The organism is Photobacterium sp. TY1-4 (genome assembly GCF_025398175.1).
Classification (GTDB): domain Bacteria; phylum Pseudomonadota; class Gammaproteobacteria; order Enterobacterales; family Vibrionaceae; genus Photobacterium.
Genome location: NZ_CP099734.1, coordinates 1,634,570 through 1,655,448, shown reverse-complemented (window position 1 = coordinate 1,655,448; position 20,879 = coordinate 1,634,570). Strand labels below are relative to the sequence as shown.

Genomic DNA, 20,879 nt, shown 5'->3' with positions numbered 1-20,879 from the left:
CGTATCGCCTTCAAGCACATTATAATCAACTTGTTATACACTTTTTGGACTCAGCGACTGTGACCCTTCACCGCCATTGCACACAACTAGCCGTCTTGATTGCACTTGTTGCAATCCTTGTTGCGCCTGTGTCAGCCGGACAAGGGGGGTCAATGTCATCCGTCAACGCGCCGTGCATGACATCTGCCATGCCGGCATGCTGTGATCAGATGTCCTCACCGTCTGACCACTCCTGCCATCATCCTGTCGGCGAAATGGCATCCATGCATGGAGATGAATGCCAACGTCTTGATTGCCACACATGCACGCTACCGCTGGCAATTCTAACGAGTACACCACAGCTGATATCGCCCCCGGCGAGCCCATTGTTTACAGAGCCCGTCAGTTCGCTACGCTTTTATCATGATCGGGTCGACCGACCCCCAATTCTTGCCTGATTTCTGACTCAAAACTGATCAACACCTGTGCAACGCACAGCGTGAGACCCTTGATTACCGATCAAATAGAAACAGGATTAACGAATGAAACGTCACGTATTTATTGCCATCACTCTGCTAACGGCCAGTCATGTGGTACTGGCCTCGGAAATGGTTCGCGGCACCAACTACCAGTCTCCCTACTGCGGTTGCTGTAAAGACTGGGTGAAACATATGGAAGAGAACGGGTTCAAACTGGACATCGAATACCAGCAGGATCTGACCCCGACCAAGACAAAGCTGGGGATCCGCCCGGCCTACGCGTCCTGCCATACGGCTCAAATTCAGGGGTACACCTTTGAAGGCCATGTGCCGGCGGAAGAAATTAAGCGATTTTTAGCCGACAAACCGGCCAATTTAATCGGTCTGGCGACGCCCGGGATGCCGATGGGCTCCCCAGGGATGGAATATAACGATCAGAAAGATCCGTATAACGTCGTAGCATTCGACAAAGACGGCAATACTCAGATCTGGTCCCGCCATCACCAGTAACAACGCGCGACACAGGCAGAGCGGCTACGCTCTGCCTGCACCCTGCTCTGCCTTGCAATGCTCAACCGACTTGGTCAGACTTTTCATTTAGCCTGGCAAACTATTTAACCTGAAAAACTAATTAACCTGGAAAGCTGTTTATCCTTGCGAACTATTTATCTTTGCAAACAAATCGCGGTTCGGATCTTGACGGGCGGCCCAATGCGGGTCACTTTCCCGCTTCTCAAAATACACCTGTAGCCCGTTAAAATAGGTGAAGGCAACCAGTTCCGATTCGGGCATGAAATCATCAAAAAAAGCCTCTTCCTGAGCTGACAGCTGATGCAATGTCGTGATCCCATGTGTTAACGCCCAATGGATGGCCTGGGGCATGACCTGGATTCGGGCAATGATCAGAGACTGGATGTCATCCAACGCAACGTCCACACCTGCGCTCGCTTCGGGATCCACCGTATCCAGCGCCGCTTCTTCTGCCACTAAATGCTGCAAACTCCGAATGCTGGCTTCCCGCTCTTCCTCGGAAGCCCCCCCCGTCGATTTCGCGAATCGAATCGCATATGCCAGACGCTGACGTCCAACCACTTCCAGCACCTGAGCCAGATAAGACTGCGGAATGGCGTATGCTTGGGCCAGCTGCTCAGTCGCATGTGCCAGACTGGTATAGACAATCCCGTCAAATTCGATCTGAAACCGCGCCGTCAACCCGGCGACCGGCAGCCCGTCAATAGTCAGCGGCCAACCCGAATAATTAACCCGTTCTTTGGCAATCTCAAACATGGCCCAGGCACTTTCTCTGAAACCCTCCAGGGCTTTGCCTTCAAACTCAGATGCCGCTAACTCTTCCCGGGTCCAGTTCACACCGATTTGCAGGTGCTGTTCGTATTTGCGGTGCAGTTTTTCCTTCACTTTATCCCGCAGCAAATCCAGTCCACTGACTTTGAGGCCATGACAAAAGCCATAGCACTCTTCACAACAAGGCAGCAGGACAGGTGCCGCTTGTTGCTCATAATTAGGGGACGGCATGAAGGCATACGACTCGAAGTAGGGTTCGCCGCAAAACCAGCAGGTATGGCGGTACTCAAAAGGCACATCAATCGATTGATAGGCTTTAGTCATCATGAAGTTCTTCGCTTGGCTCGAATCTTGACTCATTATGGGGGGCACAGCCATGGTTCTCAAGTATCAGGCACTTATCAACCGTGAATTGTACAAGCGGGTCGAACACGCTAAAATACGCGCCCCCGGTAGAGAATGAGTGTGATCGAATGTCTGAACAGAAGCGAAAGGCGCTGAAGAAAATTGCAAAATGCCTAGAGCTGGGTAACTCTGCGAACGTCAACGAAGCCGCACAAGCCATTAAAATGGCACACCGACTGATGCTGAAATATGGTCTGGAACAAGACGATATTGAGTTTATCCAAATGGGTAAAACCAAAACGGCGACCCTATTGCCGACAGACATCAGCCCGCAGATCCTCAAGATTATTCGCGGTATCAACCGACGCTTTGGCGTTGAGTGTGTCCTGACCAATTACAAAGGGCTGAAGCAAGCCGAATTTATTGGTGTGGCCGAGCGTGCCATTTTCGCAGCGTTTGCATTTGATGTCGTGTACCGGGAGATGAATCAGCAAACCGGCCAGTTCCGCAACAGCTTTGCCGGCACCGGAACCAGCACCACTGAAGTCACACGTCGGGTTGGTTCGTTTCTGGCGGGCTGGATTGAAGGGGCACTGGAGAAGCTGCCGGAACTCAATACCGATGATGATCATGACAAACGCATGAGCAACTTCATCGATAAAGAATTTGAAAACATCGACCGCGAAACGTTTAAAAAGCAACTTCAGGAAGCGATGAAGGCGCTGACCGATGACTACGAGAAAGGCATGAAAAAAGGCCGCTCGATTTCAGTCAACCGCCCCGTCGGGGGCACCCGGGCCCATGAGCCGAAACTCCTCGGCTAACCCGAAAACAACCTGAATCACCCAACAGCTGCACCATGCAGCTGTTTTTTCATCTTCCCCCATTGAACCGGTACTCAATGCAGCCGACCTCAATGGCGAAAAAAGAAGCAAAAGAACATGGATTGTCATCATATTGCAAAGAAGTGGGATATAAATCTCACTTCTATGATATGATCGAACAAAATTCCCTAAAACCGATAGCCTCCACAAATGAAATTCCCTGGTCAGCGTAAGTCCAAGCATTACTTTCCTGTCAATGCCCGCGATCCATTAGTTGCTCAAATTCAACAAGAAAACCCGCTGTCTCGTACCCACCTGGTTGGCGTCGGACAGACCATTGTTGATATTGAAGCCCGCGTTGACGATGACTTTCTGGCACGTCATCACCTGAGCAAAGGGCACTCTCTGGTCCTCGAAGAGGACAAAGCCGAGCTGCTCTACCAGGAGTTGAAAGAGCGCAACCTGATCAGCCACGAATATCCTGGCGATACCATCGGTAATACCCTGCACAACTACTCGGTACTGGCGGACGACAAATCGATTTTGCTCGGCGTGATGAGCCAGGATTTGAAGATCGGCTCTTACGCCTACCGTTACCTGTGTAATACCTCCAGCCGAATGGATCTGGATTATCTGCAACCGGTCAATGGGCCGATTGGTCGCTGCTATACGCTGATCACCGCCGACGGCGAGCGCACCTTCGCCATCAACGAAGGCCAGATGAACCAGCTGCGCCCGGAGTTCATACCGGAATCGATTTTTGAAAACGCCTCCGCACTGGTGCTGTCTTCTTACCTGGTTCGCGGCAAGCCCACTGACCCGATGAAAGACTCGGCCCTCAAAGCCATTGAACACGCGAAAAAGTTCGATGTGCCGGTTGTCCTGACCCTGGGGACCAAGTACGTGATTGAAGGCAAACAGGACTGGTGGATCGCGTTTCTGAAAGAGCATGTCACCTGCGTGGCCATGAACGAGGAAGAAGCTGAAGCCCTGACCGGGGAAAAAGACCCGCTGATGGCTGCCGACAAAGCGCTGAATTGGGTCGACATGGTCCTGTGCACCGCGGGCCCGGTCGGTCTGTATATGGCCGGTTATACCGAAGATGCCCTCAAGCGTGAGTCTTCCCTGCCCCTGCTGCCAGGCCAAATTGCTGACTTCAACCGCTATGAGTTCAGCCGCCCGATGAAAAAGTCAGCCTGTGAACACCCGCTCCGGGTTTACTCACACATCGCGCCTTACCTGGGCGGGCCAGTCCAGATCAAGAACACCAACGGCGCCGGCGATGCTGCCCTGTCAGCCCTATTGCACGACATGTCAGCCAACCGCTACCACAAGGCGAATGTCCCGAACTCTGCCAAGCATAACGGCAGCTTCCTGACCTATTCTTCATTCTCGCAAATTTGCCAGTACTCGAACCGAGTCAGCTATGAAGTATTAACGCAACACGCCCCACGACTCTCCCGCGGGCTGCCGGAGCGTGAAGACTGTCTGGAAGAAGCCTACTGGGAGCGCTGATCCCACTAGATAGAAACCGCAAGACACAAAACGGCGCCTGAACAGGCGCCGCTTTATTATGCTGCATATTATATAGACAGTTCATACAGGCAGACTGCAAACCCGCACCATGGGGCTTGGTTGCAATCGTGGTCACGCCTGGATTAATAACGGAAGAAATTGATCTTCTTGCTCACATCCTGGGTAAAGCCGCAGACCCGCTCACTTTCGACCAGTGTCTGATCTGCCCCTGCGCCAATTTTGCCCGCCACTTCGTTAATGGCCACTAAGCTACGGTTTACTTCTTCAGTCACCGCTGCCTGCTCTTCGGCAGCGCTGGCAATCTGATGAGCCATATCCTGGATCTTACCGCTTTGCGTCCGCACTTCTTCCAGAGAACACACCGCTTGCTGGGCATGCGCCTGACAGACATCACTCAGGCTGCGGTTGTGACGCATTTTCTCCACCGCATCTGTGCTGCTGTGACGCAGTGAATTGATCATCTGCTGAATTTCATCCGTGGACTGAGCCGTTTTGGTTGCCAGGTTACGCACCTCATCCGCGACCACGGCAAAGCCTCTGCCCTGCTCACCTGCGCGCGCAGCCTCAATCGCCGCATTGAGCGCCAGCAAGTTCGTTTGCTCCGAAATATTGCGGATCACGTCAAGGATACTGCCGATGTTATTCGTTTCCTGCGCCAAAATTTCAATCACTTTGGCTGCCTCCTCAACGTTACCGGCCAATTCCCGCAGACCTTCCGCACTCGCGGCAACCACCTGATGCCCTTGTTGAACAGACTGCTGCGTGAGACTCACCGCTGACGCTGTTTCCTGGGCATTGTCCGAGACACTATGTGCCGTCGAGGCCATTTCGGTGGTCGCAGCAACCACCTGATCAATTTCATCACTCTGCATCGCGATCTGGGTCTGACTTTCTTTGGCAATATCAGACGTGGCCGCTACACTGCTCGTCAGAGATTGCACCGAGCCGGCAACATCCCCGACAATGCCCCGCACATCATTGATGAATGTATTCAGGTGGTTTGCCAACTGCCCGGTTTCATCGCGGCGGGCGATCTCAATTTGCTGAGTCAAATCCCCCCCAGAGCGAGTTAATGCTTCGACCCGTTTCACCAAAACCGTTATGGGTGCCGAAATCGATGCCGCCACCAGCCAAATCATGCCCATTCCCAGCAAACCCGTGATCATACCAACCGTCATTTGTCCTGTCTGACTGGCATTGAAATGCGCACTAAGTGTTTCAACAATCGTATCTGCGCCGGCCAGCGCTATTTTTTCAGGGACCACCACCACGACATGCCAAGGCTTATTGGTGCCGACTGTGGTAAAACTCTCGTTGGCGATGATGGATTCACCCGACAACACCACTTCGCCGTGCTGCCGCTCGCGGATCAATTGGCTGACCTCTGTGCTCCCCAGCCGCTGGCCGATATTGCCGTCATCACCGCTATCGGCAGCAATGATGCCCGATGCACTGATGATCAATACCCGCGACTGGCCTTTCAATAAATTGTTACTGGTGTTCACAGCCAAAGTTTGAAGAAAGTCGAGCGAGTAATCGACCCCAAACATACCGGCAAACTCACCATTGCGGAGCACCGGCGCAGTAAAAGAGCTCATTAAGGTCGATTTTCCCTGAACCACATAGCTGGCAGGATCAATCACACAGGCAGATAATGTTTCTTTCGGACATAAATACCATTCCGAACCACGAATACCATTTTCATTTTTCTTGATATCGTAAAAAGGATAAGACGCTTCCAGAATTATTTTTCCGGATGGTGAGCGGTTAAAATATGGCGCAAACTCGCCATTTTTTTGAACATACTTTGTATTAACATATTGTTCATCTAGATGATCAAATTTGTTATATTCCCAACCAGAGTAGATCCCTATAATATTAGGGATATTATCAATAGTATTCCCCATCATCTGAATCACGCTGTCTCGAGAAATATTGGGGTCTTGATGAGTAAAAGATGCTGCCAGCGTTTTCGACACTTCCATAGCTTCATTGAACACCAGGTTTATATTTCTGGCCTCCACTTGAGCAGACAGTTTAAGCTCTTGTTTTAGTGAATCTTTTGCATAATTCAAAACCAAATTATCGAGCGATTCAAGGAGTTGGTTCCCGCTATAATATCCATATCCCAGCATCGCACCTGACACCGTCAGTATGCTTGCGCCACAAAATATGAGTAGCTGCTGCTTAATACTCGAAAAATTCATTGATGTTCCTTGTTAATTATCACCAAAAACCAAATAATAAAAATTAACATTTACCCATATTTATTATTTAAAGGCTATTAGGTGAGGACAATTGTTTAATATAAAAAGAGCATGAATTAATTCAAATAAAAATTAGCATAGTTAATAACCATATTCAAAATGTGCATATCATGGTAATACAACCATTATTTTTCATTTATGAAATAAGTTTGGATCATTATTTCTAATTTGGTGTTCAAGTTGAGCTCAAGAATTCCAAAGTAAGATATGACGAATCAAGACTATACCCTTAAGGGATTTATTATTTCTGTGAGGAATGCTTTTGAGGAGATAAAAAAAACAGAGCCTTTGCGGCTCTGTTTTCATAACGTGATAGAAGTCAAATCAACATTCGCTGATCGCATTTCGAATGCGCTTGTCCGATACCGGATACGGTGTACCGAGTTGCTGAGCAAAGTAGCTGACCCGAAGCTCTTCGATCATCCAGCGGATCTCTTTCACTTTCTCCGGCACTAGCTGACCTTTCGGGATCTTGTTGAGCAACTCTTTGTAATCCGACACCACCGACTCAACCTTCATGATGTGCATGCGATCTTTATTCGGATCAATCGGCAGCTTTTCCATCCGACGCTCAATAGCTTTCATATAGCGCAGAATGTCCGGCAGGCGTTTCCAGCCACACTCGGTGGCAAAGCCTTTGAAGATCAAGCCTTCAATCTGAGCCTTAATATCCGACAACGCGAAAGCCATGGTCAGATCCACCCGGCCTTTCAAACGCTTATTGATGTTAAAGGCGGTGGTCAGAATGGCTTCGACTTGCTTGGCAATATCGACCACCGTATCGCCCAGCTCGGCCCGGACGTACTCTTTCAGCGCTTCAAAGGCATCCGGCTCCCAAACCAGCCCGCCTTTGGCTTCAATCAGCTTATCGACGCCACAGGCAATACAGTCATCAATGAGATCCATCACCCGGCCGTATGGGTTGAAGTACAGACCCAGTTTCGACTTGTTCGGCAAATTAGCATGCAGATACTTGATCGGCGACGGCACATTCAGCAATACCAGACGGCGCTGGCCCTGCTGCATCGCCGTGCGCTGCTCTTCTTCGGTTTCAAACAGCTTGATCCCGACCGAGTCTTTGTTATCGACAATCGCCGGATAGGCTTTCACTTCAAAGCCGCCCCGCTTCTGCTGATAACGCTCCGGCAACTTCCCGAAACTCCAAGTCTTCAGGCCATCCTGCTCAATGTCATCGTCCGCCACCTTCGACAGCGTTTCCTGTACCTTCTCCTTCAAGCCGTCTTTGAGACTGTACAGATCTTTGCTCTCTTTCAGTTTGCGGTTGCGATGATCCACCACCCGGTACGTGATCTTCAGGTGATCCGGCACCTGGTCAAGATTCCAGTCCTCACGCAACACGGTCACGCCGGTCATGCGCTTGAGCTCTTTCTCCAGCGCATCGAGTAACGGCATCGCCATCGCTTCGCTACGGGCCAGGAACGCATCGGCGTAGTTCGGTGCCGGGACAAAGTTGCGGCGCACCGGTTTCGGTAGTGATTTAATCAGCGCGACCACCAGCTCCTGACGCAGACCCGGGATCTGCCAGTCAAAACCATCCGGCTCCACCTGATTGAGGATCGGCAGCGGCACATGGACCGTGACACCGTCACTGTCTTCTCCCGGTTCAAACTGGTAGCTCAACTTCAGTTTCAGGTTCCCCTGATGCCAGAAGTTCGGATAATCCAGATCGGTGACATGGCTGGCATCGCCCCTGAACAGCATTTCCCGTTCAAAGTTGAGCAGCTCGGCATTATCCTTAGCCGCCTGTTTCCACCAGGTATCAAAGTGACGTCCGGAAACCACCGTGTGATCAATGCGCTGATCGTAGAACTCAAACAGTGCGTCATCATCAATCAGGATATCGCGGCGACGGGATTTATGCTCCAGCTCTTCCACTTCCTGCAAGAGTTTGCGGTTCTGATGATAGAACTTGTGCTTGGTTTCCCAGTCCCCTTCCACCAGCGCCGAGCGAATAAACAGCTCGCGGGATAGCACCGGGTCAATCTTGCCGTAATTCACTTTTCGCTTGGCAACAATCGGGATCCCGTACAGGGTCACCTTCTCAAACGCGGCAACAGCGGCCTGCTTCTTCTCCCAGTGCGGCTCACTGTAGCTGCGTTTCAGCAAGTGCTCGGCCAGCGGCTCCACCCATTCCGGCTGGATCTTGGCGGCAATCCGCCCCCACAGCCGGGATGTTTCGACCAGCTCTGCCACCATCACCCATTTGGGCTGTTTCTTGAAAATACCGGAGCCCGGGAAAATGTTGAATCGGGCGTTTCGCGCCCCCTGGTACTCGTTCTTTTCCTGATCTTTCAGGCCGACGTGAGACAGCATCCCCGCCAGCAACGCGGTATGGACCCCTTCATAGCTGGCTTCCTGCTGGTTCATGCGCAGATCCAACTCGCGAACCACCTGATGAACCTGGAAGTAGATGTCCTGCCATTCCCGTACCCGCAGATAGTTCAGGTAATCTTTCTTACACTGACGGCGGAACTGGTTCCCCGACAGCGCTTTCTGCTGCTCCTGGACGTATTCCCACAGGTTGACGAACGTCAGGAAGTCGGATTCCTTGTCGTAGAAACGGCGGTGTTTTTCATCGGAAGCCTGCTGTTTCTCCATCGGCCGCTCGCGCGGATCCTGGATCGACAGCGCGGAAGCAATCACCATCACCTCACGCAGCGCCCCATGTTTCGGTGCTTCAAGCACCATCCGGGCCAGACGCGGATCAATCGGCAAACGTGCCAGCTGGCGGCCAATCGTCGTCAGCCGCTTGCGCGGATCTTTGGCGTTGGTGTTCATCGCGCCCAGCTCTTCCAGCAGGCGAACACCATCCTGGATGTTGCGATTATCCGGGGCTTCCACAAACGGGAACGCCTGAATATCCCCCAAACCAATCGCCGTCATCTGCAAAATGACGGAAGCCAGGTTGGTGCGCAAAATTTCCGGATCGGTAAATTCCGGCCGCGACAGGAAATCTTCTTCCGAGTACAGGCGAATACAGATCCCTTCCGCGACCCGGCCACAACGGCCTTTTCGCTGGTTGGCACTGGCCTGAGAAACCCGCTCAATCGGCAGGCGCTGTACCTTGGTCCGGTAACTATAACGGCTGATCCGGGCTGTCCCCGGGTCAATCACGTAACGGATCCCCGGCACCGTCAGCGAGGTTTCCGCAACGTTGGTCGACAGCACAATCCGGCACCCGGCATGAGTCTGGAAGACGCGGTTTTGCTCCCCGGCCGACAGACGGGCATAGAGCGGCAGGATCTCGGTATCCCGCAAATTGCGTTTTTCCAGCGCATCAGCGGTATCACGGATTTCACGCTCACCGTTCATGAAGATCAGAATATCGCCCAGGCCTTCGTCGCACAGCTCGTCCACGGCATCAAAAATCGCCTGCAGCTGATCGCGATCGCTGTCTTCACCATCTTCGCTCACCGGACGGTAACGAACTTCCACCGGATAGGTGCGTCCGGAGACTTCAATGATCGGCGCATTGTTGAAGTGCTTGGAGAAACGCTCCGGATCAATGGTGGCCGAGGTGATAATCACCTTCAAATCCGGACGCTTCGGCAGCAACTCGCGCAAATAGCCCAGAATAAAATCGATGTTCAGGCTCCGCTCGTGCGCCTCATCGATAATGATGGTGTCATACTGGTTCAGGTAACGGTCATTTTGAATTTCGGCCAGCAGAATCCCGTCGGTCATCAGTTTTATCTGGCTGCGTTCAGACACCTGATCATTAAACCGGACTTTATAACCAACCGCCGAACCCATCTCGCACTCGAGTTCTTCAGCAATCCGGCTCGCCACCGAACGCGCCGCAAGACGCCGCGGCTGGGTGTGTCCGATCATCCCTTTGGTGCCCAAACCCAGCTCCAAACAGATTTTCGGCAACTGGGTGGTCTTCCCCGATCCGGTTTCACCGGCGACAATCACCACCTGGTTATTTTGAATCGCTTCAGCGATATCATTTTTCTTCTGGCTGACCGGGAGCTGCGCCGGATAGGTCACTTTCGGGCGCTGTGTGGCTCGCAGTTCAGCAATTTGCATGGACTTGGCAATATCCATGGCAATTTCATCAAACACGGCGTGTCTGGCTTGTTCATTTTTAATTCTGGCCGCGCCCTGCACACGCTTGTGCAAACGAAAGCGATCGCGAATCATGCAATCTTGAATCGCGGCTTTCAGCGTTTTTTCATTATTGAAAACGTCTGGCTGAGAAGTATTCGACTGAGTCAAAGGAATTCCTGATTTTTCAGCTGGGTATTGAATAAAACTGGCGTAATTCTACCACAACTCTGCGTCGGGTGCGGTATCGGAACCTGCTTCGTAATGAGGAAGCGACAAAGCGCTTCCATTGCAAGCGGCATCCCCCTTCAGGTACTATCCGCGCGATTTATCACGTAACTCTGAGTCACATCATGAAAAAAACACTAATGAGCCTGGCCCTGGCCACTGCCATGACGGCCCCGGCTTTTGCTGGGCAACCTGTTCAACTTTCTCTGCCTGAGACCAACCTGCCAGCAGGGAATGTCGAAGGTTTTCGTGCCAGCCTGATCTATGGCAAGACAGAGCAGGTTTCCGGCCTGAATGTGCCGATTCTGGGTCTTTCTGAAACCAGCCAGTTTACCGGCGTCAGCTTCGGGATGCTGTTTGGTGTCAACCGCGTCACCAGCCAGTCCACCGGTCTGAAACTGGGCCTGGCGAACTGGAACGACGGGAACGCAAAAGGGGCTGACCTGGGTTTTGCCAACTACACCGCGGGTCAGTTTACCGGCCTGCAAATGGGTGCGTTCAACTACACTGGCCGCCTGACCGGGCTACAGTTCGGCTTTATCAATGCCACGGACCGTATCGAGAAAGGTGTTCAGATTGGTCTGATCAACTACGACAAATCAGGCACCTTCATCGGCCAGGACATTCCCGTCTTTCCGATCATCAACGCCCGATTCTGATCTGCTTCTGAATTGCTGAAGGAGCCCGTCGCGGCTCCTTTATCCCTTTTTATCCTTTTCCCCTGCTACACTTCGGCTTGCTCGCTCCAGGCAGACATTCACCGGAACCCCCGGCCATTCCTGCGGTCTTATACCAATCAAAGTAAGTAAGTGATCAGAAATAGCGCAGGGAAAATGGTTGAGAACAAGGCAGAGTTTTTAGATCAGTAGTTATTCTACAATCAAAAATTCTAACGCAGTTATCGAGCATTTGAACAAGTTAGAATGACCCCTTATTTACTGCGATTGGTATTATCTACGACCAAGAAAAAAGAGAGCCCACGATGTTCAAACAGCTACGCACCCTGCTACGTCAGGTGATGTATGAAGGCGAGGCCAGTGGCGCGGTGGATACACCCAGTCTCCAACTCGCCATGGCCGCGCTCCTGTGTGAGGTCTCCGCTGCCGATCACATCATCGACCCCAAAGAGCAACAGGCGAAAGTGCACTTACTCGCCAAACTCCTGGACATTCACGAAGAGGAAGCAACCTTTCTCATCGATAAAGCCAGTGCCCAGACGCTGCAATCCGTCTCGCTCTATGACTTCACCAACAAGCTGCGCAGCCTGACCGCAGAGGAGCGCTATCAGTTAATTCAAGCCATGTGGCAAGTCGCCTATGCCGATGGTGTGATTGACCCGCTGGAAGAAGCGGTGATACGTCAGGTCTCGGAGCTGATCTATGTCAGCCACAGCGATTTCATCCGTGCCAAAATCTCGGCCCAACCGACCTGATCACCTATTTGATATCAATCGTCCGGCTGGCTTTGCGGTACTGAATTTTCCACCCTTGCCAGCGGGGCAACTCCCAGCGTTTCGGGTCCGTTTTACGGTTGCCGCCGGCATACACCGCCAGCACTCTCTTACCGCCGACCCGGTATTCAATATTCAATGTCAAATCGGTCAGCAGTACCTGATAAGGAAACTCGCGGTCAAACGCTTCCCGCTCCCACGTCGGAATGCCATCGAACGGAAAATCGTCAGCCCCGAATAACGCCAGATCTTCGGCCGATTCCACCCCCAGCGCTGCCAATTGCGTGTTCAGCCAATCGCGGGCTTCAACAGGCTCCGGTGCCCGCGTACAGGTTTCAGCCTGATAGCGCCCCAACGCCAGGTACAGATTCCACTGGTGGATATCCGCGCGCACCTGCTCGGCCAGCCCATCGACCAGCACACCGTCAAGCACCATCTCGACCAACGCCGCAAACGCAGATTCCCCCTGAGGCGCCTGCCAGCGGGTCTCGATCACCCGGCCGGCATAAACCCGGCGATGGGCCACCCGACAGCCGGCTTCGGTCACTTCAGCCTCCCCCAGCTCCTCGGTTCCCATGTCCAGTTGATTGAGCTGGGCAAAAGTAACCGGCGCCATACACGTGGCCAGCACCAGGTTCTGCTTAACCCCTTTGCCCGGCAAGGCAAACTGATCAAAGACCACCGCCGCCTCGGCCTGTTCGGGAAAACGGCTGTCCCGGCCGATACTGACTTCAGCGTACCCGTTTCCGAGCGCTTGGCGGCGCTTTTCACGCCGAACATACACCAGTTCCGGGACGGCGCTCATCACAGCGTTCAGCCATGGCTCGCGTTTCACGGATGACGCCGCATCCAGATCCGGCAATTGCAGCGCCTCGCGCATTTGTCGCGACAACTGGCGCGCTTCGGCCAGCACATCACGGTCAATGGTCAGCCATTCCGGAACCGTGCCACGCAGCAGCTTCACCAGCGCCATTGCGTCACAATGGTTCGGCTCCCACTGCGCCAGTTTTTCCCGGTTTTCTTCTCCACTCGGCATTTGCCACACGCGCTGGTAAACACTCAGCCCGGCGGCCAGATCAACCATCGCTTCCCGGCTGGCCTTATCCGGCATCGCCGTGATCAAATGGGCAAACAAGGTGTCAATCGGCAGCGGGTACAACAGCTGACCATGCGATGTGATCAGCCCGTTCGGGTCAATCGCCTGCATTTGCAGCAACTTATCCCGCGCCAGCATCAGGGACTTCTCCGGCACCGGATCGACAAACTGCAACCCATCCAGCCGTGCGCCACAGCTCGCCGCAGCCAGCATCGACTCGACCAGCTCTTCCCGCTGCAATTCCGGTGGGGTCAACCGCTCCAGCGGCGCGGCTTTGCCATAAAGCCGGATGCACTGCCCGGCGCTGATCCGCCCGGCCCGACCTTTTCGCTGCTCGGCACTGGCTTGGGAGATCGCATGCAGACCCAACACCGTCCGGCCATTGCGCTGGTGTGTGCGCCGCTCCAGTCCGGTGTCCACAATCAGGGTCACACCGGGGATGGTCAGCGAGGTTTCGGCAACATTAGTCGCCAGAATAATCCGCTGCTGATCACTTTCCGTCAGCGCCCGATGGCGCTCGTCATCACTGACCGAGGCATGCAGGGCAATGACATCCATTTGATGATTGATGATGGCTGCAGAAAACACTTGCTTTAAGTGTGCCGCGCACTGGGCGATCTCTTTACGGCCCGGCAGAAACACCAGAATATCCTGATGCTGTTGGTGCAGCGGTAAAATCGCCTCCGCCACTTTCTTCTCGATCCCCCGAATATCCGGCATGTTGCGGCTGTCTGAAGCCAGGTGACTCACTTCAACCGTATAATTTCGTCCAGTCGCCTGCAGTCGCTCGGCGCCGAGGTATTGCGCCAGCCTCAGGCTGTCCATCGTGGCTGAGGTCACCACCAGCCGGTGCGTCTGCTTTTGTTTCAGCAAAGCCAGCAGCAGGTCAGTATCCCAGCGACGTTCATGAAATTCATCAATCATCACCGTGTCAAAAGCCGCCAACTGATCGTCACTGAGCCAGCGTAGCGCCACCCCCGGCGTGACAAATACAATCTGACTTTGGTCGTTAAACCGGTTATCAAACCGGATAGCATAACCCACGCCTTCACCGAGCTGATCGCCACGAAGCTGCGCAACATATTCCGCCAACGCGGTACAAGCCACCCGGCGCGGCTCAACTACCAGCACCCGGCCTTGTTGCGCAGCCCAAATCGGCAGGCGGGTCGACTTCCCGGAGCCGGTCTCCGCTTCAACCACCAGGTGATGGGATTTCAGTTGCGTCAGAAAAGTATCTTTTAGGGAATCAATGGGTAACGACGGTGACATGAACAATGCTTATGCTGTGATCTCAGGGACGCTATTGTGACAAGAATCACTGGCCTTGTCATATCCCAGCCTGTAGCGACCGGGCAACGCGCCATGAGGTTTGAAAAACAAGAGGTTCCTATTTAAAGAGCCTTAGAGCACTTTTTAGCGAACTTACGGTAGGTACAACCTTATCAATGTCTAAAGAAGAGGTGAGCCCCTTATCGGCAGCATTGTGCTTAAGTTGGCCACTTCAGCCATATCATTCGTTAACTCAATATTTTGAGCTTTTACCTAGAATAATTAAGCAATTATTCATTAGGTAAATTGCAATATAGCGTGAAATCAAGCTAAAAAGCATCCAACATATTTGTACTCAAACTCAAATTAGCGTATCGATCTACAGAATTCCTAGACTGGAGGCTTTATGAGAGTACACAAATCCAAAATCGCTGCAGATCCAATAAAATACTATGCACGCTTGATCGGTATGGAAAAATACGAAGCTCGTTTGAAGCAAGAGCCAATTTCAATTGCGATTATGATTGGAATAGTCTTGTATAGAGAGTTGCCAAAAAATAAGCAACCTGAGGTTTTGAAACAAATCTTGGCCCTGAATGACGATCAACTAAAGTCTTCGCTCTATGGCTTAGTTTCTCAGGTGATTGCTAATCCATATTGGTTTTCCTGGTCACTCACTGACCAGGAACTTAGGGAGTTTTTTGATACAAACAAGGGTGTAAGTGATGTTTTGAAAGGCATGGGTTTAAACCTAACGCTTCCCCTGACCGTAGCAGGTGTTTCAGCGTTTTTGTTTTCAGCAGTAGATCATGGGATCAAAGGCGCATCTAAAGAAGTTGCGACTCAGTTGAAAAATCAAATGACACACTCACCAGTAGCACAAATAGCAAATAGAATAAGAATAACTAAACAAATTGCTTCTAGAGCCTCTGCTATTTTGGTAGTGATGGCTAGCGTGATTGCATATCAATCTAATTCAAATGCAAAGGATGCTCAGAAGGAGCTTCTTCGTAGAGGCATACTGCAACCGGAAGATTTATAATGTTAATATTACTACTTATAGTGACTTTTTCGTTGGCGACAATTCATTTTTCTCATGTATTAATGGTGTTGTACATGTTCTCCGAAAAAAGAATGCCTTCCAGCGTTACTTTTCTGCGCCCCTTAGCGTTATGTGTCATGGCTGCATGCGCTCAATACTATATACTCTCTATGATATCGGGTTACAACCTACCAGAGATTTCTGGACTAGCTCTTGTTGTAACGAATGCGTTCTTTTTCATAGGTTTTCATTCAGCATACAAAACGAGAGTGAAAAATCAAGAACATGAAAATCAACGGTAATCCTCCCAGGGTGAGAGCATGAATGCTCATTTTTTACTCACCGCCTTAAAACCAGCCAGTAACACCTTGTCCAGATAAGCGGTATTCATCGCTGCTATGTTCTGTTTACGTCGAATGCTAGCCTTTTTCGAGGTTTCGGCTCGCAAACATGTTTAGTGCAATGTGCCGAAAACAGGCCATGATCTCAGCTGCATCTCCGCGATAAATCTAACAAGCATCCTCGTTCGTTGATGCATCAAGTACCCAGTGCAGGCTATTTTCAATTCCCAGTGGCCACGCACTGCGGTGGCGAAACGCTCTGTCTCCAACTCAGCAGAGCTGATGTAATAGCGGTGTTACCGAGCACATAAACTCTAATTTGATATCTATGCACGGTTTTACTATCAAAACATAACGGGCATGTTCGTGTTCTCGATCTGCGTCAGCACTCATCCGCAAAGACAGTACGTTTACTTTCAGGGTATCCACTAACATCCCCACAACACAGGACTCATCCAGACTTGCCACCGAGCCTCATGGTGTCGGAGATTTTTCCGGCGCTCTACAGTTCCCCTAGCCAAACCACCACCTGTCGCTTATGCAACCAAAACCTTAATTTCCCTATAGAAATCATTGACATTTGGCCATAAGCCCCTAGCCTAGAGTGCTATGCATGCATCCAGTTCTAGAGGTTCGTCATCATGACCCGCAAAGAAATTTTTAACCCGGCACTGTGGGATGAAGTCCCAGGCTTCGAATTTGAAGATATTACTTACCACCGCGCCAAAGATCAGGGGACGGTCCGGATTGCGATTAACCGCCCGGATTGTCTCAATGCCTTTCGCCCCAAAACCGTCGATGAGCTGTTCACTGCTTTGGATCATGCCCGTCAATGGTCAGATGTTGGCTGTGTCCTGCTGACCGGCAACGGCCCGTCACACAAAGGCCAGTGGTCGTTCTCTTCCGGTGGCGACCAGCGCATTCGTGGCAAGGATGGCTATAAGTATGAAGGCACGGAAGCCGGTACTGCCGACTTGGCCCGCATGGGACGCCTGCACATTCTTGAAGTTCAGCGGATGATCCGCTTCATGCCGAAAGTCGTGATCGCCGTGGTGCCCGGTTGGGCCGTTGGCGGCGGGCACAGTCTGCACGTGGTGTGTGATTTAACCCTGGCCTCGAAAGAGCACGCGGTCTTTAAACAAACGGATCCGGATGTGGCTTCGTTTGATTCCGGCTACGGCTCGGCTTACCTGGCGAAAATGATCGGCCAGAAGCGCGCGCGCGAAATTTTCTTCTGTGGCTTTGATTACAGCGCCCAGGAAGCCTTTGAGATGGGGATGGTCAATAAAGTCGTCGACCATTTTGAGCTGGAAGAAGAGGCATTGCGTTGGGGCGAGGCGATTAACAGTAAATCCCCGACCGCCATGCGGATGCTGAAATACGGCTTCAACCTGCCGGATGACGGCTTAGTCGGCCAGCAACTGTTCGCTGGTGAAGCGACGCGCCTTGCCTATGGCACAGAGGAAGCACAAGAAGGCCGTGATGCGTTTCTGGAAAAACGCGATCAGGATTTCAGTCGCTTCCCTTGGCATTATTAAGTCTCGTAGCCAACTTCGACTGACCGACACGTTGCACGTCAGTTGGCAGTGCCGACACCACTCAGCCCGGCTGCCTCTCGCCGGGCTGAATCGTTCTCTCCCAGAAGCCTTGTCACCCCAGTTCCCGAACACCAACTGAAAACACAAACAAAACAAAAATCGATCAATTTTAACAAGAAATAAACACAGTCTCAGTCATTCCTCTTTGCGATTTTCTAGCCAAAATTCACAACACAGATCACAACATCAACAAAACCATAAATAGACATTTAATATACAAATTAAACCACAATTTGAAACATTGCATCGCATATTGAAACATTGCAGTCGGATTAATGTTAATTGCTGTAAAAAGATGGCGAAAAACTTGATCAATTTCGCGAAAAAGTGGTGTTCAGCCTTTGAAATAAACGATTTATAGGCATAGGATTAGCACTGAATGAAAATGATGTATGCAATTTTCATTGACTCCGACCTAACCTACTACCAAAGTCAATTGCATGAAAAACGATAAAAGACCCCTATATATCCCCTACGCAGGCCCTGCGTTACTTGAAACACCCCTGTTAAACAAAGGAAGTGCGTTCAGCGTCGAAGAACGCATGTTCTTCAACCTCGAAGGTCTCCTTCCTGAAGCAATTGAAACGATTGAAGAACAAGCTGAGCGTGCTTATCAGCAGTATCAAAAATTTGATAACGATATTGACCGCCACATCTACCTCCGCAACATCCAGGATACCAACGAAACCCTCTTCTACCGTCTGGTCGAAAACCACATTACCGAGATGATGCCGATCATCTACACCCCGACCGTTGGTGCAGCCTGTGAAAACTTTTCCAGCATCTACCGTCGTGGCCGCGGCCTGTTCATCTCCTATCCGAACCGCGATCGGATTGAAGACATGCTGAACAATGCATCGCGTCACAACGTCAAAGTGATCGTGGTGACAGACGGCGAACGAATCCTAGGCCTGGGCGACCAGGGGATCGGTGGCATGGGGATCCCAATTGGTAAACTGTCGCTGTACACCGCGTGTGGCGGGATCAGCCCGGCTTACACCCTGCCGGTTGTCCTCGATGTCGGGACCAACAACCCGCAGCGCCTGTCGGATCCAATGTACATGGGCTGGCGTCATACCCGGATCACGGGTAAGGAATATGAAGATTTCGTGGATGAGTTTATCCAGGCCGTGAAGCAACGTTGGCCGGATGCCCTGATCCAGTTCGAAGATTTTGCCCAGAAAAATGCCATGCCGTTGCTGGAGCGTTACAAGAACAAGGTCTGCTGCTTTAACGACGACATCCAGGGCACCGCGGCAGTGACCGTTGGCTCGCTGCTGGCTGCCTGTAAAGCCGCGGGAAGTCAGCTTTCCGAGCAGCGCGTGACCTTCCTGGGTGCCGGCTCAGCCGGTTGCGGTATTGCGGAAGCGATCATCGCGCAAATGGTTTCCGAAGGGATCTCCGAGCAACAAGCACGCAGCCAGGTCTTTATGGTCGATCGCTGGGGTCTGCTGGTCGATGACATGCCGAACCTGCTCAATTTCCAGAAGAAACTGGTTCAGCCTCGTAGTGAAATCAACCTGTGGGATACCGAAGATAACAACATTTCGCTGTTGGATGTGATGCGCAACGCGAAACCGACCGTGTTGATCGGGGTCTCCGGCGTACCGGGCCTGTTCAGCGAGGAAGTGATCCGCGAAATGAATCAGCATTGCGAGCGCCCGATCATCTTCCCGCTGTCCAACCCGACCAGCCGCGTTGAAGCGACACCGGCCGATCTGATCCGCTGGACGGACGGCAAGGCTCTGGTCGCGACCGGCTCACCGTTCGAGCCTGTGGTCTATGAAGGCAAAACCTACACCATTGCCCAATGTAACAACAGCTACATCTTCCCGGGGATCGGTCTGGGTGTCCTGGCGGTCGGCGCTCGTCGTGTCACCGACGAAATGCTGATGGCAAGTAGCCGTGCCCTCGCTGAATGCTCACCAATGGCGAAGCATGGCAATGGCGACCTGCTACCGCCTCTGGAAGATATCCAGGAAGTGTCTCGCCACATCGCTTTTGCCGTGGCGAAAAAAGCTGTCGAGCAGCAAAAAGCGCCGAAGAATACCGATGAGCGGATTAGAGAGAAGATAGAAGCCAACTACTGGCAATCTGAGTATCGTCGCTATAAGCGGACCTCGTTCTAATCAGCCAGCCTAACCCAGAAGCCCGCACATGCGGGCTTTTTTCTGCACTTGCCGTTGCCAAACCTACCCACTGCCACATATATTCAATCATCTGGATTGAATAACGCTGGCGCACAGCCTCCCGCGCAATTTGACAGGTATTTTACACTGCGTTATCAACAGATTAGTTATCAGTTTGGTATGATACGATTTTTAAGGCTCCACGGAATTATATGAAACCGCTCAACGTCATCCGCCTATTTACTGTCATGAGTCTGCTCATCATTGGGATGAGTTTGCTGGCTGATCGCTGGGTAGCGGCTTCAACGGCGGATCGAATCTTTACCGACCCGGCTCATGTCCCGAATCGGGCAATCGGATTGGTGCTGGGGACCAGCAAATTCATCGCCAAAACGCTGAACCCGTATTACGAATACCGGATGGAGGCGGCGCAACAGCTGTATCAACTCGGTAAAATCAACATCCTGCTGCTCAGCGGCGACAATGCGCACCGCTCGTACAATGAACCCTGGACCATGAAACGGGATTTGCTCAAGGCGGGGATCCCTGAACATGATATTGTACTCGACTATGCCGGTTTCCGGACGCTGGACTCCGTGGTTCGGGCCAAACGGGTGTTTGAAGTCAATCACTTCGTGATTATTACGCAGAAATTTCACTGCGAACGCGCGTTATTCATCGCCAAAAGTAACAATATTGATGCCATCTGCCTGGCAGTACCCGAGCCAGGCGGCCTCGCCGGGTTTAAGATCCGCATGCGGGAAGTTCTGGCGCGGCTTAAAGCCATCGCCGATGTGTACCTGCTCGACATCAAGCCACGTTTTCTGGGTCCGAAGGAGCCGATCGAAACCGCTCCGCCCGAACCTGAAGGGCCGGAAATCGCCGATGCAGCCCTTCCGCCGGCCTGAAAAAACAAAGCCATGCAT

At 51.9% G+C, this 20,879-nt stretch carries 13 protein-coding genes and 1 pseudogene; 9 read left to right on the top strand and 5 right to left on the bottom strand.

The annotated features are described in order from the left end of the window. Window positions 1-521: 521 nt before the first annotated feature. Complete coding sequence (locus NH461_RS07810) at window positions 522-968, top strand: DUF411 domain-containing protein (protein WP_261602668.1); 447 nt, start codon at window positions 522-524, stop codon at window positions 966-968. Window positions 969-1,106: 138 nt separating this feature from the next. On the opposite strand, the gene NH461_RS07805 is transcribed toward NH461_RS07810, so the two are convergent. Next, window positions 1,107-2,087, bottom strand: coding sequence for a hypothetical protein (locus NH461_RS07805; protein WP_261602667.1), 981 nt, complete (start codon window positions 2,085-2,087; stop codon window positions 1,107-1,109). Window positions 2,088-2,233: 146 nt separating this feature from the next. Between NH461_RS07805 and NH461_RS07800 the strand changes: the two genes are divergently transcribed. Both NH461_RS07800 and NH461_RS07795 read left to right on the top strand, forming a co-directional pair. Continuing rightward, complete coding sequence (locus tag NH461_RS07800) at window positions 2,234-2,929, top strand: DUF2786 domain-containing protein (protein ID WP_261602666.1); 696 nt, start codon at window positions 2,234-2,236, stop codon at window positions 2,927-2,929. A gap of 210 nt (window positions 2,930-3,139) precedes the next feature. Continuing rightward, complete coding sequence (locus NH461_RS07795; RefSeq protein ID WP_261602665.1) at window positions 3,140-4,444, top strand: inosine/guanosine kinase; 1,305 nt, start codon at window positions 3,140-3,142, stop codon at window positions 4,442-4,444. A gap of 143 nt (window positions 4,445-4,587) precedes the next feature. On the opposite strand, the gene NH461_RS07790 is transcribed toward NH461_RS07795, so the two are convergent. Continuing rightward, complete coding sequence (locus NH461_RS07790) at window positions 4,588-6,600, bottom strand: methyl-accepting chemotaxis protein (protein WP_410000105.1); 2,013 nt, start codon at window positions 6,598-6,600, stop codon at window positions 4,588-4,590. A gap of 456 nt (window positions 6,601-7,056) precedes the next feature. Next, a complete protein-coding gene (gene hrpA / locus NH461_RS07785; protein WP_261602663.1) occupies window positions 7,057-10,971 on the bottom strand; it encodes an ATP-dependent RNA helicase HrpA in 3,915 nt (1,304 codons plus the stop codon). 182 nt (window positions 10,972-11,153) lie between these two features. Here hrpA and NH461_RS07780 point away from each other — a divergent pair, with 182 nt between their 5' ends. Further along, window positions 11,154-11,687: a hypothetical protein gene (locus NH461_RS07780; protein ID WP_261602662.1), complete on the top strand. Its 534-nt coding sequence runs from the start codon at window positions 11,154-11,156 to the stop codon at window positions 11,685-11,687. Window positions 11,688-12,010: 323 nt separating this feature from the next. Beyond that, the gene (locus tag NH461_RS07775; protein ID WP_261602661.1) at window positions 12,011-12,460 is read left to right on the top strand and encodes a TerB family tellurite resistance protein; all 450 of its coding nucleotides are present in this window, start codon (window positions 12,011-12,013) and stop codon (window positions 12,458-12,460) included. A gap of 4 nt (window positions 12,461-12,464) precedes the next feature. On the opposite strand, the gene NH461_RS07770 is transcribed toward NH461_RS07775, so the two are convergent. Beyond that, window positions 12,465-14,843: a helicase-related protein gene (locus NH461_RS07770; protein WP_261602660.1), complete on the bottom strand. Its 2,379-nt coding sequence runs from the start codon at window positions 14,841-14,843 to the stop codon at window positions 12,465-12,467. Window positions 14,844-15,249: 406 nt separating this feature from the next. Between NH461_RS07770 and NH461_RS07765 the strand changes: the two genes are divergently transcribed. After that, window positions 15,250-15,885 (top strand): hypothetical protein, encoded by a 636-nt coding sequence (locus NH461_RS07765; protein ID WP_261602659.1) that lies wholly within the window; start codon window positions 15,250-15,252, stop codon window positions 15,883-15,885. 328 nt (window positions 15,886-16,213) lie between these two features. Here NH461_RS07765 and NH461_RS07760 read toward each other — a convergent pair. Next, window positions 16,214-16,519 (bottom strand): annotated as a pseudogene (locus tag NH461_RS07760) (ISAs1 family transposase); the annotation flags it as partial. 348 nt (window positions 16,520-16,867) lie between these two features. Between NH461_RS07760 and NH461_RS07755 the strand changes: the two are divergent. The 3 genes from NH461_RS07755 (at window position 16,868) to NH461_RS07745 (ending at window position 20,861) form a co-directional block, all read left to right on the top strand. After that, the gene (locus NH461_RS07755; protein ID WP_261602658.1) at window positions 16,868-17,764 is read left to right on the top strand and encodes a 1,4-dihydroxy-2-naphthoyl-CoA synthase; all 897 of its coding nucleotides are present in this window, start codon (window positions 16,868-16,870) and stop codon (window positions 17,762-17,764) included. A gap of 500 nt (window positions 17,765-18,264) precedes the next feature. Further along, window positions 18,265-19,953, top strand: coding sequence for an NAD-dependent malic enzyme (locus NH461_RS07750; RefSeq protein ID WP_261602657.1), 1,689 nt, complete (start codon window positions 18,265-18,267; stop codon window positions 19,951-19,953). 212 nt (window positions 19,954-20,165) lie between these two features. Further along, the gene (locus NH461_RS07745) at window positions 20,166-20,861 is read left to right on the top strand and encodes a vancomycin high temperature exclusion protein (RefSeq protein ID WP_261602656.1); all 696 of its coding nucleotides are present in this window, start codon (window positions 20,166-20,168) and stop codon (window positions 20,859-20,861) included. Window positions 20,862-20,879 lie beyond the last annotated feature (18 nt).

Bases quoted from the DNA above. Each gene is read 5' to 3' on its own strand.
- NH461_RS07810 (WP_261602668.1), top strand. From the start codon at position 522: ATGAAACGTCACGTATTTATTGCCATCACTCTGCTAACGGCCAGTCAT.
- NH461_RS07805 (WP_261602667.1), bottom strand. From the start codon at position 2,087: ATGATGACTAAAGCCTATCAATCGATTGATGTGCCTTTTGAGTACCGC.
- NH461_RS07800 (WP_261602666.1), top strand. From the start codon at position 2,234: ATGTCTGAACAGAAGCGAAAGGCGCTGAAGAAAATTGCAAAATGCCTA.
- NH461_RS07795 (WP_261602665.1), top strand. From the start codon at position 3,140: ATGAAATTCCCTGGTCAGCGTAAGTCCAAGCATTACTTTCCTGTCAAT.
- NH461_RS07790 (WP_410000105.1), bottom strand. From the start codon at position 6,600: ATGCTGGGATATGGATATTATAGCGGGAACCAACTCCTTGAATCGCTC.
- NH461_RS07780 (WP_261602662.1), top strand. From the start codon at position 11,154: ATGAAAAAAACACTAATGAGCCTGGCCCTGGCCACTGCCATGACGGCC.
- NH461_RS07775 (WP_261602661.1), top strand. From the start codon at position 12,011: ATGTTCAAACAGCTACGCACCCTGCTACGTCAGGTGATGTATGAAGGC.
- NH461_RS07770 (WP_261602660.1), bottom strand. From the start codon at position 14,843: ATGTCACCGTCGTTACCCATTGATTCCCTAAAAGATACTTTTCTGACG.
- NH461_RS07765 (WP_261602659.1), top strand. From the start codon at position 15,250: ATGAGAGTACACAAATCCAAAATCGCTGCAGATCCAATAAAATACTAT.
- NH461_RS07755 (WP_261602658.1), top strand. From the start codon at position 16,868: ATGACCCGCAAAGAAATTTTTAACCCGGCACTGTGGGATGAAGTCCCA.
- NH461_RS07750 (WP_261602657.1), top strand. From the start codon at position 18,265: ATGAAAAACGATAAAAGACCCCTATATATCCCCTACGCAGGCCCTGCG.
- NH461_RS07745 (WP_261602656.1), top strand. From the start codon at position 20,166: ATGAAACCGCTCAACGTCATCCGCCTATTTACTGTCATGAGTCTGCTC.